Annotated in this window: 14 protein-coding genes; 11 read left to right on the plus strand and 3 right to left on the minus strand. The window is 72.0% G+C overall.

The annotated features are described in order from the left end of the window. Nucleotides 1-21: 21 nt before the first annotated feature. The 6 genes from ASF17_RS14735 (at nucleotide 22) to epsC (ending at nucleotide 5,501) form a co-directional block, all read left to right on the plus strand. Nucleotides 22-801, plus strand: a complete 780-nt coding sequence (locus ASF17_RS14735; RefSeq protein WP_055801922.1) for an SDR family NAD(P)-dependent oxidoreductase — start codon at nucleotides 22-24, stop codon at nucleotides 799-801. After that, nucleotides 798-1,691, plus strand: coding sequence for a lysophospholipid acyltransferase family protein (locus ASF17_RS14740; protein ID WP_082475438.1), 894 nt, complete (start codon nucleotides 798-800; stop codon nucleotides 1,689-1,691). Before ASF17_RS14735 ends, ASF17_RS14740 begins: the two co-directional genes overlap by 4 nt. Beyond that, nucleotides 1,688-3,385, plus strand: a complete 1,698-nt coding sequence (locus ASF17_RS14745; RefSeq protein ID WP_326934207.1) for an FAD-binding oxidoreductase — start codon at nucleotides 1,688-1,690, stop codon at nucleotides 3,383-3,385. Before ASF17_RS14740 ends, ASF17_RS14745 begins: the two co-directional genes overlap by 4 nt. 211 nt (nucleotides 3,386-3,596) lie before the next feature. Further along, entirely contained in the window at nucleotides 3,597-3,857 is a 261-nt protein-coding gene (locus tag ASF17_RS14750; RefSeq protein ID WP_156357473.1) for a hypothetical protein, read from the plus strand. A 155-nt stretch (nucleotides 3,858-4,012) separates the two neighbouring features. After that, entirely contained in the window at nucleotides 4,013-4,951 is a 939-nt protein-coding gene (cysK, locus tag ASF17_RS14755) for a cysteine synthase A (protein ID WP_055801925.1), read from the plus strand. Between the two features lies 1 nt (nucleotide 4,952). Beyond that, on the plus strand, nucleotides 4,953-5,501 hold the full coding sequence (gene epsC, locus ASF17_RS14760; RefSeq protein WP_055801928.1) for a serine O-acetyltransferase EpsC: 549 nt from the start codon (nucleotides 4,953-4,955) through the stop codon (nucleotides 5,499-5,501). A 57-nt stretch (nucleotides 5,502-5,558) separates the two neighbouring features. On the opposite strand, the gene ASF17_RS14765 is transcribed toward epsC, so the two are convergent. Together ASF17_RS14765 and ASF17_RS14770 are read right to left on the minus strand one after the other, a co-directional pair. Next, entirely contained in the window at nucleotides 5,559-6,323 is a 765-nt protein-coding gene (locus ASF17_RS14765) for an ABC transporter permease (protein WP_235476671.1), read from the minus strand. A 37-nt stretch (nucleotides 6,324-6,360) separates the two neighbouring features. After that, complete coding sequence (locus tag ASF17_RS14770; protein WP_082475443.1) at nucleotides 6,361-7,302, minus strand: ABC transporter ATP-binding protein; 942 nt, start codon at nucleotides 7,300-7,302, stop codon at nucleotides 6,361-6,363. 131 nt (nucleotides 7,303-7,433) lie between these two features. Between ASF17_RS14770 and ASF17_RS14775 the strand changes: the two genes are divergently transcribed. Continuing rightward, nucleotides 7,434-8,618: a sensor histidine kinase gene (locus ASF17_RS14775; RefSeq protein ID WP_055801931.1), complete on the plus strand. Its 1,185-nt coding sequence runs from the start codon at nucleotides 7,434-7,436 to the stop codon at nucleotides 8,616-8,618. Further along, entirely contained in the window at nucleotides 8,615-9,217 is a 603-nt protein-coding gene (locus ASF17_RS14780; RefSeq protein ID WP_055801934.1) for a response regulator transcription factor, read from the plus strand. Before ASF17_RS14775 ends, ASF17_RS14780 begins: the two co-directional genes overlap by 4 nt. Nucleotides 9,218-9,299: 82 nt before the next feature. Here the strand turns inward: ASF17_RS14780 and ASF17_RS14785 are convergent, their stop codons facing one another. Continuing rightward, a complete protein-coding gene (locus ASF17_RS14785; RefSeq protein ID WP_055801937.1) occupies nucleotides 9,300-10,049 on the minus strand; it encodes a FadR/GntR family transcriptional regulator in 750 nt (249 codons plus the stop codon). A gap of 169 nt (nucleotides 10,050-10,218) precedes the next feature. Between ASF17_RS14785 and ASF17_RS14790 the strand changes: the two genes are divergently transcribed. From ASF17_RS14790 to ASF17_RS14800, 3 genes are all read left to right on the plus strand, one after another. After that, nucleotides 10,219-11,610 (plus strand): MFS transporter, encoded by a 1,392-nt coding sequence (locus tag ASF17_RS14790; protein ID WP_055801940.1) that lies wholly within the window; start codon nucleotides 10,219-10,221, stop codon nucleotides 11,608-11,610. Nucleotides 11,611-11,720: 110 nt separating this feature from the next. Further along, nucleotides 11,721-13,463 (plus strand): dihydroxyacetone kinase family protein, encoded by a 1,743-nt coding sequence (locus ASF17_RS14795; RefSeq protein ID WP_055801942.1) that lies wholly within the window; start codon nucleotides 11,721-11,723, stop codon nucleotides 13,461-13,463. A 36-nt stretch (nucleotides 13,464-13,499) separates the two neighbouring features. After that, a partial coding sequence (locus ASF17_RS14800; protein ID WP_162236439.1) for an RpiB/LacA/LacB family sugar-phosphate isomerase occupies nucleotides 13,500-13,754 on the plus strand: 255 nt, incomplete at its 3' end.

Here is a 13,754-nt window from a genome sequence, read left to right on the forward strand (position 1 = left end):
ACAGACCGTATCGTAAGCGGCATGGCAACAGCGCTCGTCACCGGGGGCACATCCGGCATCGGAGCCGAATTCGCCCGCCAACTCGCCTCGCGCGGCTGGGACATCGTCCTGGTCGCTCGAGACCTCTCGCGACTCGACTCCTCGGCGGCCGAGCTGCGCGCGCTCGGACGGCGCGTCGAGGTCCTCCAGGCCGACCTCGGCGACCGCGCCGACGTCGACCGCGTCGCGGCCCGCCTCGAAGACGCCTCGGCGCCCATCGACCTCCTCGTCAACAACGCCGGCTTCGGCGTGCACACCCCGTTGTCCTCGACCGACGTCGCCGCGCACGACGCGGCGTTCGAGGTCATGTGCCGCGCCGTGCTGGTGCTCTCGGGCGCCGGGGCACGGGCCATGCGCCTCCGGGGCCGTGGTCGCATCGTGATCGTGTCGAGCACCGCGGGCTTCATGACCATGGGCGGCTACAGCGCGATCAAGGCGTGGGCCACGTCGTTCGGCGAGAGCCTGTCGGTCGAGCTGAAGGGCACGGGCGTGGGCGTGACGACCCTGCTGCCCGGCTGGGTGCGGACGGAGTTCCATCAGCGCGCCGGCATCCGGTCGTCGTCGATACCCAACGCGTTGTGGCTCAGCGCCGAACACCTCGTGACCGCGTGTCTGCGCGACGTCGACGAAGGCAAGGTGGTCTCCATGCCCACGGTTCGGTACCGGGTGCTGTTCTGGTTGGTGAGGCACGCTCCGCGGAGCGCCGTCCGCGCCGCCTCGGGACGCATCTCGTCGAGTCGGCGGAAGCCCGTCGAGCAGTGACTCCCCGAGACAAGCGGGAGCACCCCCGCCTCGACGCCGTCGCCCAGCGTGCCGGCGACGTCGCCACCGACGCCCGCGACCGGTTCAGCTCGCGCCGGCACGCCATGGCGCGCTACGTCGCCCAGCGCATGGTGCTCAAGCCCACCATCTGGTCGATCACCGACGTCACCGTCATCGACCGCGACCGCCTCGACGGTCTCTCCGGCGGGTTCGTGGTCGTCGCGAACCACTCGAGCCACCTCGACGCCCCGCTCATCCTGGGGGCCCTCCCTCGGCGACTCGCCCGGTACCTGGCGACGGGCGCGGCGGCCGACTACTTCTTCGACGTGCCGTGGCGCCGCCAGCTGACGGAGCTGTTCTTCAACGCGTTCCCGGTGCAGCGGGGCTCGGGGGCGCCGGCCTCCGCGGCCGACGCGACCCGCGCCTCCTCGGAGGGGGCCTCGGCCGGCTCGACGCCGCAGAGCTCGGCCCGACGCCGCGCCGCCGCCCGTGCCGCGGCGAGGGGACGCGCCGGGCACCCGACGGTCAGCGCCAAGTCGCTGCTGCAGCGCGGCTACCCCGTGCTCGTGTTCCCCGAGGGGACCCGCTCGAAGGACGGCGCGGTGGGGCACTTCAAGCCCGGCGCCGCCGCCCTCGCCTCGGCCTGCGGCGTGCCCGTCGTGCCCCTCGCGCTGATCGGCGCGAACATCGCCCACCCCCGCGGCTCGAACTGGCCGAGACCCGGCCGGCTGCCGGTCGGGGTCGCGTTCGGCGACCCCATGCTGCCGCTCGAGGGCGAGAGCAGCGCGGCCTTCTCGACGCGCGTCCGCGCCGAGGTCATGCGTCTCCGCGACGCCAACACGGCCCGTATCCTGGGGCCTGACAACCCGTCCGAAGGAGCACATCGGTGACCGACGTCCAGCAGCAGAAGAGCGACACCGTCGCAGCCGTGAAGCACATGAAGTGGTGGGGCTGGGGCGTCGAGGGCGTCGCCTTCCACCACCACGACAAGCCCGCTTTCGCGCCGTTCGTCAAGAAGATCGTCGGCGTCGAGCTGTCGGAGGGGCACGACACCGGTCTCGACTTCGCGGACCTCGTCGTCCCGGCCTCGATCGCCGCCCCCGAGGTCGTCGAGTCGCTCGAGCAGATCGTCGGACCCGGGGCCGTCGCCACCGACGACCACGACCGCGTCGTCCACACCTACGGCAAGAGCATCCGCGATCTCATCCGCATCCGCGCCGGGATCCTCGAGCGCGTGCCCGACGTCGTGGTCTACCCGGCCGACGAGGCCGAGGTGCAGAGCATCGTCGACCTCGCCGTCGCGTCCGATCTCGTGCTGATCCCCTTCGGCGGCGGCAGCAACATCGTCGGCAGCCTCGAGCCGATCACCACCGAGACCCGCACCGTCATCTCGCTCGACATGGGTCGTCTCGACCGGGTGCTCGACATCGACGAAGACAGCGGTCTCGCCCGCATCCAGGCCGGCGGCCAGGGCCCCGACCTCGAGGCGCAGCTCAACGCCCGCGGCTGGACCCTCGGGCACTTCCCCGACAGCTTCACCCACTCGACCATGGGCGGCTGGGTCGCCACCCGCTCGTCGGGCATGCAGAGCGACAAGTACGGCGACATCGCCGACATCACCAAGGGGCTGCGCGTCGTGCGCCCCGGCGGCGTGCTCGCGATCCGCGCCGTGCCGAGCGCCTCGACGGGGCCGTCGCTCCGCGAGATGATCATCGGCTCGGAGGGGCGCCTCGGCGTCATCACCGAGGTGACCGCCCAGGTGCACCGCCTGCCCGAGAAGCGCGAGATCCTGGCCTACCTCTTCCCGTCGTGGCACGACGGCCTCGCCGCCATGCAGGCGATCGCCGAGAGCGACGCGCACCCCTCGGTGACCCGCGTCAGCGACGCGCACGAGACCGCCTTCTCGTTCGCGACCTCGAAGCCCGGCAAGGGCATCTCGCAGAAGATCACCGATCTGCTGCCGACCCTGCTCAAGGCGAAGGGCTGGGACGTCGACGCGATGTGCCTGTCGTTCATCGGCTACGAGGGCAGCCCCGAGCACGTCGCACGCACGCAGAAGACGGTCGCGAACATCGTCAAGGCGAACCGCGGCATGAGCGTCGGCACCGGCCCGGGCAAGCTCTACGACCAGAAGAAGTTCGACACGCCCTACCTCCGCGACTTCTTCATGGACCACGGAGGCGCGGCGGACGTCAGCGAGACCGCCGCCCCCTGGTCGAAGCTGCGCGACGTCTCGTCCCGCGTGTACGCCGCCGCCAACCAGGCCTTCGACCAGATCGGCAAGCAGGGCTGGATCATGGGCCACCTGTCGCACTCGTATCACTCGGGGGCGTGCCTGTACTTCACGTTCGCCTTCGAGCACGGCTCCGACGCCGAGGCCGAGTACGACGTCGTCAAGCACGCCATCCAGCAGGCGTTCATCGACACCGGCGCGACCGTCAGCCACCACCACGGCGTCGGCCTGGAGCACCAGCCGTGGATGTCCCAGGACGTCTCGCCCGAGGGCGTCGCCGTCATGCAGGGGCTCTTCGACTCCGCCGACCCGGGGCGGGTGTTCAACCCCGGCAAGGTGACCGGCGCGTAACGCCCGCCCGCGCACACCCGCGCCCGCGCCCTCGACGCCAGGGCGATCCGCCACCGATTCAACACGCCGCCACCGGATCCGCTGGCGGCGTGTCGATTCCGTGGCGGATTGCGTGCCGGTTCTCCCTCCCCAGACCGCGACGCCGTCTGCCTGTCCACAGCGGAGCCGAGGAGGTGCGGATCGCGCATCGACGTCGGACACGGTGGATGTCATGGTCGGCCGGATCTTCTCCTCCATCATCTTCGCGGCGGCGCTCGGCAGCAGGAGCCGCGAGGCCGAGGCGCTGAGGCGCGATGCTCGGCGCGGACTGGCTCAGAGGGTCTGCCAAGGGGCCTTCGTCATGGCTGAGGATCGGGCTCGCTTCGATTCGACCGCGCGTCATCTCGTCACCCTGCGAGCGCTCCTGGCTGGACTCTCTCCGGGCACGATCGTCTCCCACGCGTCTGCCGTCGCCCTGCGGCGCGGCGCCTAGACGTCGTCACGACGCCACATCTTCGACAACCCGCCACGAGATCACGTGGCGGGTTGTCGAATCGGTGGCGTTTCGGCGGGGCGGCGGCACAGGGGGCCGACCTAGGATGAGGGTTCGATTCGAACGCACAGACACCGCTCACGGAAGAGACTCTCATGCCCGGAATCCACGCCGACATCACGTCCGCCTTCGGCGACACGCCCCTCGTCAAGATCAACCGCCTCGCCGGCGAGGGCGGAGCCGACGTCCTCGCCAAGCTCGAGTTCTACAACCCCGGCGCCAGCGTCAAGGACCGCCTCGGCGTCGCCATCGTCGACGCGGCCGAGAAGTCGGGCGCGCTGAAGCCCGGCGGCACGATCGTCGAGGGATCGAGCGGCAACACCGGCATCTCGCTCGCCCTCGTCGGCGCGGCTCGCGGCTACAAGGTCATCGTCACCATGCCCGAGACGATGAGCGTCGAACGCCGCACGGTCATGAAGGCCTACGGCGCGGAGATCGTGCTGACCCCCGGGCCCGAGGGCATGCGGGGAGCCGTCGAGCGCGCGAAGCAGATCGTCGACGAGACCGAGAACGCGATCTGGGCCCAGCAGTTCGAGACCGAGGCGAACGCCGAGATCCACCGCACGACGACGGCGCCCGAGATCCTCCGCGACACCGACGGCCGCATCGACTTCTTCGTCGCCGGCGTCGGCACCGGCGGCACCATCACGGGTGTCGGCCGCGTGCTGCACGAGCAGGTGCCCGGCGTGCAGGTCGTCGCCGTCGAGCCCGCCGACTCGCCGCTGCTCAGCGAGGGCAAGGCCGGCCCGCACAAGATCCAGGGCATCGGCGCGAACTTCGTGCCCGAGGTGCTCGACCGCTCGCAGATCGACGAGGTGTTCCCGGTGCAGCTCGACGACGCTCTGCGCGTCGCCCGCGACCTGGCGACGCACGAGGGGATCCTCTCGGGCATCTCGTCGGGCGCGATCATGCACGCAGCCCTCGAGATCGCCAAGCGCCCCGAGAACGCCGGCAAGCGCATCGTCGCGATCGTCTGCGACACGGGCGAGCGCTACCTGTCGACGGTGCTCTTCCAGGACCTCGCAGGCGCCTAGCATGCGCCTGGTCGCCCGCCTGCGGGAGGACCTCGAGACCGTCCGCCGGCGCGACCCCGCGGCCAGGGGGCGCCTCGAGACCGCCCTCGTCTACTCGGGGCTGCACGCGGTGTGGGCGCACCGCGTGACCTCGCGGCTGTGGCGTGCGGAGGGTGCGCCGCGCCTCCTCGGCGCCCGCACCCTCGCCCGGGTCGTGTCGCAGCTGAGCCGCACGCTGACCGGGGTCGAGATACACCCGGGGGCGAGACTCGGCCGCCGCCTGTTCATCGATCACGGCATGGGCGTCGTGATCGGCGAGACCGCGGTGGTCGGTGACGACTGCACGCTGTTCCACGGCGTGACCCTCGGGGGCAAGGGCCGCGGAGGCGCGCTCGGCCGTCGTCACCCCACCCTCGCCGACGGCGTGATGATCGGCGCCGGGGCCGCCGTGCTCGGCGGCGTCACGGTGGGTGCGGGCAGCATCGTCGGCGCCAACGCCGTCGTCACGAGGGACGTGCCGCCCGGCTCGATCGCGGTCGGGGTGCCCGCCGTGGCGCGTCCCCGGGACTAGGCCGGCCGGCCCCGCTCAGGTGCGGCGCCGACGCTCGACCCGAACCCCGGCGGAGCGTCAGTGGCGGGGCTCCCAGCGGAAGAACCGCACCGCGCCCGCGACGGCCACGGCCGCCCAGAGCAGCGTCGGGGCGAGCAGCACGGGCAGCAGCCCGAGGTCGCCACCGTTCCAGGCGAGGACGATGAGCTCCATCAGGCCACCGCCCGGCAGGATCCGCTTGAGCCAGAGCAGATCGTCGGCGCCGGTGATCGTCCACCAGATGGCGACGCCGAGGGTGATGAGGTAGATCGGCATCGTCGTGTACTGGGCGTGCTCGGGCGACGTGCTGAATCCGGCCGTGGCGAGGGCGAACGCGGCGAACATCACCTCGGCGACGAGCACGGCGACGATGAGCAGACCGGGGTTCACGGGCGGCTCCTCGATCGCCAGCACCCCGAGCACGATGACGAGCTGCGCGAGGCTGACGGCGACGACCGGCAGCACGAGCCCGCCGATGATGCCCGCGTCCGAGACGGAGCCGCTGCGCAGCCGCTTGAGGTGGAGCGACTGCCGCCGGGCGGCGAGGGTCGTCGTCGCCGTGACGTAGACGCCGAGTCCGAGCATGCCGATGATCTGCACGCCGGCCAGCATGCCCCCCGTGCCGTAGCTGCCGACGGCGAAGGTCAGCGCTCCGAAGGCGAGCGGCAGGAGCAGGGCGCAGAGCGCGACGGTGCGATTGCGGACGAGCATCCGCAGCTCGGCGACGGCGATGGCGAGCGGGCCCGAGCGACGCGCCGGCGTGGCCGGGGACTCGGACGGACGAGGGGCGGTGGCGGTGGTCATGAGTGGTCCTTTCGAGAGGGTCGGTCGGATCGGGGGCCTAGGAGGCGCGGCTCAGCTCGCGGAACACCTCGTCGAGTCCCGACTGGTGCACCGTCAGCCGCTCCAGAGGCCGATCGGCCTCGGCCGCCCAGGTCAGCAGCCGGGTGAGATCGCGCTGCGGGGCGTCGGTCTCGACGACGACGAGGTCGTTCTCGGTGCGGGCGACCCGCAGGGGGAGCTCGTCGAGCGGTCCGGGGGCGACGAAGCGGATGCTGGTCGTGCTGCCGGCGGTGAGATCGGCCACGGTGCCCTCGCGGCGGATCGTGCCCGCGTGCATCAGCCCGATCCGGTCGGCGTTGTCGGCGGCCTCCTCGAGGTAGTGCGTGGTCAGCACGAAGGTGACCCCCGCCTCCCGCAGCTCGGTGACGACGTCCCAGAGGGCGTCGCGGGCCGCCGGGTCGAGCCCCGTGGTCGGCTCGTCGAGGAAGACCAGCTCGGGGGTGCCCCAGACGGCGGCCGCGAAGTCGACGCGACGGCGCTCGCCCCCCGAGAGCTGGGCGACGCGCGAACGCGCCTTGTGGTCGATGCCGACGAGACCGAGCACGCGGTCGACGTCGTCGTCGCGGCCCGAGATCGCGCCCGTGAGCAGCACGCTCTCGCGGACCGTGAGCTCGGGGGCCAGGCCGCTGTCCTGCAGCATCATGCCGAGGCGGCGTCGCGTGCGGGAGCGGTCGGTCGGGTCGCCTCCGAGCACCTCGACGGCGCCGCCGTCGGCCACCCGGTGGCCCTCGAGCACCTCGAGGGTGGTCGTCTTGCCGGCGCCGTTCGTGCCGAGCAGAGCGTAGAGCTCGCCGCGCCGCACCGTGAGGTCGACGCCGTCGACGGCCGTGAAGTCGCCGTACGTGCAGGTCAGACCGGTGGTCGAGATCACGACGTCCGACCCGTCACGGGGGTCGTGCGTCACGGCGGGCCGGGGCGTGGTGTCGGTGGAGTTCGTCATGACCTCGACGATGCCGGGGCGGGCGCACGCCCGGTAGTGCCACCGTGCCACCACCCGGGTGTGACATCCGTCACGTCGGGGCATGACATCGCGTGCTGACGGGCGTCGGGGGCTGTCGCTACCGTGGACCCATGCCCCGCCGCACCCCCGACCGCCTCCCCGCGCTGACGCGGATGCGGCGGTACGTCACCGGGTCGTTCGTGTCTCTCGTGGCGTTCCTGGCCGTCTTCTCCGTCGCGGCGCTGACGACCGAGGGGGCGCCGGTGCGGCTGGTCGTCGGAGTCATCGCGGTCTCGATCGCGGTGGCAGCGCACTCGGTCTTCTGGGAGCGCGGGGCCCCGTGGTGGCTCGCGGCCCTGTCGCTCACGTCGTCCGCCGCCCTCTGGTGGGCGGCCCACCTCGAAGGGCAGAATCCGACGCTCCTGCTCTTCTTCGGCGTCTCGGTCGGTCTCGTGACCACGACCCCGCCCTTCACCTCGTGGCGGTGGCTCGTCGCCGCCATGGGTGTCGCGGTGGCGCCGCTGCTCGTCCCGGCCACCGGCGGGCGACCCGTCGTCCTGTCGGTCTCGATCGCGGTCGTCGTCGTGACGATGGCGGCGATCTACCTCGTCTACCGGCTGAACCGATACGGGTTCGACCTCTACCTCGAGATCGAGGCCGCCCGCGAGACGACGGCCGAGCTGGCCGTCGTGCGAGAGCGATACCGCTTCTCGGTGGACCTGCACGACATCCAGGGTCAGGCCCTGCACGTCAGCCGACTGCAGCTGCAGCTCGCCGCCAAGACGCTCGACCGCGACCCGGACGAGGCGCGGCGCCACCTCCGCGAGGCCGAGCAGCTGATCGTGCAGACGATCGCCGAGACCCGCCGGCTCGCGTACGGCGAGCGGGCCCTGACGCTCGCCGGCGAGCTGGCGAACTCGACCGAGCTGATCCGCGCCGCGGGCATCGACCTCGTCGTCGACGGCGCTCCGCCGCGGGGTCACGCCGCCGACGACCTCTTCGGGCACGCCGTCCGCGAGGCGACGACGAACATGCTGCGCCACGCCCAGGCCGAGCACGCGACGATCCGGATCCGTCCGGACTCGGTGATGATCGAGAACGACGGGGCCGCCGAGGCCCCGCGCGTGCTCAGCGGACTCGCCCGCCTCGGTGAGCGCTTCGCCGCGATCGGGGGAGCGGTGACCACCAGTCACCACGACGGCGTGTTCCGACTCGAGGCTCGGGCGGAGGGCGCCGGGGCGACGCGGCCGGACTCGACGCCCCGCGCCTCCTCGGTCTCGCGATCGACGGCGCCGACGACCGGACGGCGCGCATGATCCGCGTGCTGCTGGCCGACGACGAGACGCTGCTGCGGCGGTCGATCGCCGCGCTGCTCGATCTCGGCGACGGCATCGAGGTCGTGGCGCAGGCGGGCGACGGCGCCGGGGCCGTGAGCCTCGCCGCCGAGCACGAGCCCGACGTCGTGCTGCTCGATCTCGAGATGCCCGGCATGGACGGCATCGACGCGGCGACGGCGATCCTCGCGAGCCGGCCCGGACAGGCCGTCGTGCTGCTGACCCGGCACGCCCGACCGGGGGTGCTGCGGCGCGCGCTGAGCGCGGGGGTGAGGGGCTTCGTGCCCAAGTCGATCGACCCCGACGAGCTCGAACGGGTCATCGTGCAGGTGCACGGGGGGCGCCGGTACATCGACGCCGACATCTCGGCCGCCGCGATGATGGACGACTGCCCGCTCACCGAGCGCGAACTCGACACGCTGCGACTGACGACCGAGGGGCTGTCGGTGCGCGAGATGAGCGCCCGACTGCATCTCGCCTCGGGCACCGTGCGGAACTACCTGTCGTCGGCCATGCAGAAGACGGGCGCCTCGTCGCGGCACGGGGCGGCACGGATCGCACGCGAGCGCAGCTGGCTGTAACGGGATGCGGTCCGGCGGACCCACCGCGCCACCGGGCCCGCCGCGCCAGTCGCACCGCGCCCGCCGGGCCGGGTCGGGCGCGTCAGGCGGAGGGGCCGCCGACGTCCGCGTGGCCGACGCGCTCGCCGGCGGTCGACATGTGGCGCCGCATGGCCTGCTCGGCGGCGGCGGGGTCGCGGGCGGCGATGGCCTCGAAGACGTCGAGGTGCTCGCGGTACGCCGCCTCGGCCTGGACACGGTCGCGGAGGCCGCGCTCGACCCAGAGCCGCAGCAGCGACCGCGTGCTCTGCAGCAGGTCGCGCAGGACGATGTTGTCGGCGCTGATGGCGATCTGCAAATGGAAGCGGATGTCGGCCTGGAGGAACGTGTCGATGTCGTCGCGGTGCTCGCGCATCGTGTCGACGAACCCGCGCAGCTTCTCGACGTCCGCGTCGTCGATGCGGGCCGCGGCGAGGGTCGCGGCCTGGATCTCGAGACCGCTGCGCACCTCGATGAGCTCGCGGGTGCGTGTGGCGTTCAGCATCATGCCCCAGCTCAGCGTGGTGGGCAGCAGCTCGGACGTGGTGTCGCGGAGGTACGTGCCCGAGCCGGGGCGGACGCTGACGATGCCGAGGATCTCGAGGGCGGCCAGAGCCTCGCGGACCGCCGACCGGCCGACACCGATGCGTTCGGCGAGCTGCCGCTCGGGGGGGAGGCGCGACCCCGGCACGAGCTCGCCCGCCGTCAGCAGACCGATCAGCTGCTTCACGACCTCGGAGACCGCGGTGCCCTTCGGCACGAGCTCGAGGTCGAGCCGCAGCGAGGTCGGGTCGTCGTCGGGGTAGGCGGGCACGCGGCAAGCCTACCGACCGCTATGGCGAGATACGATGCGACGCTTGGATTGGTCAACCGGTTGACAAGTCGGACCCGAGCACGGCACCATGGTCGAGCACGTGCAACGGGGCTCCTTCGAGAACCGGTGACGTCATCCAACAGAGTCGTTAGATATCGAAGGAGTCGATGTGGACACCCCAACCCGCTCGGCGGAGCCGCAGAGCGCCGTCGAGAAGTCCGCGATCCGCAAGGTCGCCATCCGTCTGGTGCCGTTCGTGGCGTTGATGTTCTTCATCAACTACCTCGACCGCACGGCCATCGGATTCGCCGCGCCGAACGGCATGGAGAGCGATCTGGCCCTGTCGGCCGCGCAGTTCGGCTTCGCCTCGGGCGTGTTCTTCATCGGATACATCCTGCTCGAGGTGCCCAGCAATCTGGCGCTGCACCGCTTCGGCGCCCGCCGCTGGCTCGCCCGCATCATGGTCTCGTGGGGCATCGTCTCGCTGCTGTTCACCTGGGTGCAGAACTTCGAGCAGCTCGTCGTGCTGCGGTTCCTGCTCGGTGTCATGGAGGCCGGGTTCTTCCCGGGCGCCATCCTGTTCCTCAGCCTGTGGGTGCCCGCGCGCCACCGCGGCAAGATCCTCGCGCTCTTCTACCTGGCGCAGCCCCTCACCTCGGTCATCGGCGCCCCGCTCGCCGGCTGGCTGATCAGCCACGACGGCTTCTTCTTCGGCCTCGAGGGCTGGCGCTTCATGTTCCTCGGCGTCTCGATCCCGGCCATCGTCATCGGCGTGATCGCCTGGTTCTACCTGAAGGACAAGCCCGCCGACGCGAAGTGGCTGACCCGCGACGAGCAGGTCTGGCTCACCGAGGCCCTCAAGAAGGAGTCCGCCGGCAAGACCGGTTCGACCGCCGGCGGCAAGCACCCCAGCATCCTCAAGGTGTTCGGCAACGGCCGCGTCTGGATGCTCGCGTTCATCTACTTCGGCTTCGTCTACGGCCTCTACGCCCTCGCGTTCTTCCTGCCGACGATCATCGGCGGGTTCCAGGAGCAGTACGGCACCGAGTTCAGCGTCACCGAGCGCGGGTTCATCACCGCCATCCCCTACGTGCCCGCCGCCATCGCCCTGTACTTCTGGTCGCGTGACGCCTCGCGTCGCGGCCTCCGCACCTGGCACATCGTCATCCCCGCGGTCGTCGGCGGTCTGAGCATCCCCGTCGCCCTGTTCACGGGGTCGCCGCAGGCCACCATCGCGGTCATCGCGGTCACCGCCATGGCGATCTTCGCCGCGCTGCCGAACTTCTGGACCCTCCCCACGCAGTTCCTCACCGGGGCGGCCGCGGCGGCCGGCATCGCGCTGATCAACACGATCGGCAACCTGGCCGGATTCAGCGCCCCGTACATCACGGGCGCCGTGACCGACGCCACCGGGAACTACGAGGTGCCGATGTTCATCGTCGGGTTCTTCATGCTGCTCTCGGCCGTCCTCATGGTGATCCTGAGCAAGATGAGGAAGCCCGAGGGGGCCGCGACCCCCGACGAGGCCGCCGAGCTCGCCCGGACCTCGGGTCTCGACTGACCTCGAGGAGGCGCGGGTCGCGATCATCGCGCACCGCGCCTCCTCGGCACCGCCCGCCCCACACACCCAGTGATCTCCACCGTCGGGGATCCGCACCGCCAGGAGCCCAGATGACCCGCCTCTACAACGAACCGAGCGACTTCGCCGACGAGATGATCGACGGCTTCGTCGCCGCCAACCAGCGCTGGGTGCGCCGGGTGCACGGCGGCGTCGTGCGCGCGACGCGCAGCACGCCCGGGCGGGTCGCGCTCGTGGTCGGCGGCGGGTCGGGCCACTACCCGGCGTTCGGCGGCCTGGTCGGCCAGGGGCTCGCCCACGGCGCCGCGCTCGGCAACCTCTTCGCGTCGCCGTCATGGCAGCAGGTGCGCTCGGTCGCCCGGTCGGCCCACTCGGGCGGCGGCGTGCTGCTGAGCTACGGCAACTACGCGGGCGACGTGCTGAACTTCGACCAGGCGCAGGCGAAGCTCATCGCCGAGGGCATCGAGACCCGCACCGTCACGGTCACCGACGACATCTCGAGCGCGTCGCTCGCCGAGAAGCACCGTCGTCGCGGCATCGCGGGCGACCTCACCGTCTTCAAGAGCGCCGCCGCGGCCTCCGACGCCGGCTATCCGCTCGACGAGGTCGTCCGGGTGGCCGAGAAGGCGAACGAGCGCACCCGCAGCTTCGGCGTCGCCTTCTCGGGCTGCTCGCTGCCCGGGGCCGACGAGCCCCTCTTCACCGTCCCCGAGGGCCGCATGGCCGTCGGCATGGGCATCCACGGCGAGCCCGGCATCGGCGAGGCCGACGTGCCGACGGCGAACGAGCTGGCCGAGCTGTTCGTCACCTCCCTGCTGGCGGAGCTGCCCGAGGGCGTCGAGGAGGCGCGGGGCCAGCGGGTCGCGGTCCTCCTGAACGGCCTCGGCTCGGTCAAGTACGAGGAGCTCTTCGTGGTCTACGCCCGGGTCGACCAGCTGCTGCGCGACGCCGGCCTCGTCGTCGTCGAGCCCGAGGTCGGCGAGCTCGTCACCAGCTTCGACATGGCCGGCGCCTCGCTGACCCTGTTCTGGCTCGACGACGAGCTCGAGACGTTCTGGACCGCCCCCGTCGACGCCCCCGCCTACAAGAAGGGGTCGGTCGACGCGGCCGACCGCGTCGAGGTCGGCGAGCGCGAGGCCCTCGTGGCCGAGGCCATCCCGCCGGCGTCGGCCGAGTCGCAGAGCGCCGCTCGCGTCGTCCACGCCGCCCTCGTCGCCGTCAAGGCGACCATCGACGAGAACGCCGACGAGCTGGGGCGCATCGACGCCGTCGCGGGCGACGGCGATCACGGCATCGGCATGCAGCGCGGGGTCACCGCCGCGGTCGCCGCCGCCGATGCGGCCCTGGCCGGTGGAGCCGGCGCCGGGACCCTCCTCGACCTGGCCGGCGACGCCTGGTCCGACCGGGCCGGCGGCACCTCCGGCGCCCTCTGGGGTTCGGCCCTCGCGAGCATCGGCGCCGCCCTGACCGACGACGCCGCGCCGACGCGGCACTCGGTGACCGCCGGGGTCGCGGCCGCGACCGACGCGATCCTCGAGTTCGGCGCCACGGTCGGCGACAAGACCATGGTCGACGTGCTCGTGCCGTTCTCCGCCGCCCTCGGCGCGGCCGTCGACGCCGGCGACGACCTGCCGACGGCCTGGGCCGGCGCCTCGGAGGTGGCCGTCCGCGCGGCCGCCGCCACCGCCGACCTGCTGCCGAAGATGGGCCGCGCCCGACCGCACGCCGAGAAGAGCCTCGGCACGCCCGACGCGGGGGCCACCTCGCTCGGTCTCATCACCCTGACCATCGCTCGGGTGCTCGCCGAGCAGACCCCCGGCCACCGCGCCTCCTGACCTCCCCCCGTCCCCGCTCTACGGAAAGGCACCACCATGGTTGACCAGCTGCGCATCGTCGTCGGATCGGACGACGCCGGATTCGACTACAAGGAGATCCTCAAGGCGGATCTCGCCGCGAACGACGGCGTCGCGAGCGTCGTCGACGTCGGGGTCGACGCCGACGGCCACACCGCTTACCCGCATGTCGCGGTCGACGCGGCGCGCATGGTCGCCGACGGGAAGGCCGACCGGGCGATCCTGATCTGCGGCACCGGTCTCGGCGTCGCGATCGCGGCGAACAAGGTGCCC

This window comes from Frigoribacterium sp. Leaf263, from assembly GCF_001422285.1.
Classification (GTDB): domain Bacteria; phylum Actinomycetota; class Actinomycetes; order Actinomycetales; family Microbacteriaceae; genus Frigoribacterium.

Bases quoted from the DNA above. Each gene is read 5' to 3' on its own strand.
- cysK (WP_055801925.1), top strand. From the start codon at position 4,013: ATGCCCGGAATCCACGCCGACATCACGTCCGCCTTCGGCGACACGCCC.
- ASF17_RS14735 (WP_055801922.1), top strand. From the start codon at position 22: ATGGCAACAGCGCTCGTCACCGGGGGCACATCCGGCATCGGAGCCGAA.
- ASF17_RS14765 (WP_235476671.1), bottom strand. From the start codon at position 6,323: ATGACCACCGCCACCGCCCCTCGTCCGTCCGAGTCCCCGGCCACGCCG.
- ASF17_RS14795 (WP_055801942.1), top strand. From the start codon at position 11,721: ATGACCCGCCTCTACAACGAACCGAGCGACTTCGCCGACGAGATGATC.
- ASF17_RS14770 (WP_082475443.1), bottom strand. From the start codon at position 7,302: ATGACGAACTCCACCGACACCACGCCCCGGCCCGCCGTGACGCACGAC.
- ASF17_RS14750 (WP_156357473.1), top strand. From the start codon at position 3,597: ATGGTCGGCCGGATCTTCTCCTCCATCATCTTCGCGGCGGCGCTCGGC.
- ASF17_RS14780 (WP_055801934.1), top strand. From the start codon at position 8,615: ATGATCCGCGTGCTGCTGGCCGACGACGAGACGCTGCTGCGGCGGTCG.
- epsC (WP_055801928.1), top strand. From the start codon at position 4,953: ATGCGCCTGGTCGCCCGCCTGCGGGAGGACCTCGAGACCGTCCGCCGG.
- ASF17_RS14775 (WP_055801931.1), top strand. From the start codon at position 7,434: ATGCCCCGCCGCACCCCCGACCGCCTCCCCGCGCTGACGCGGATGCGG.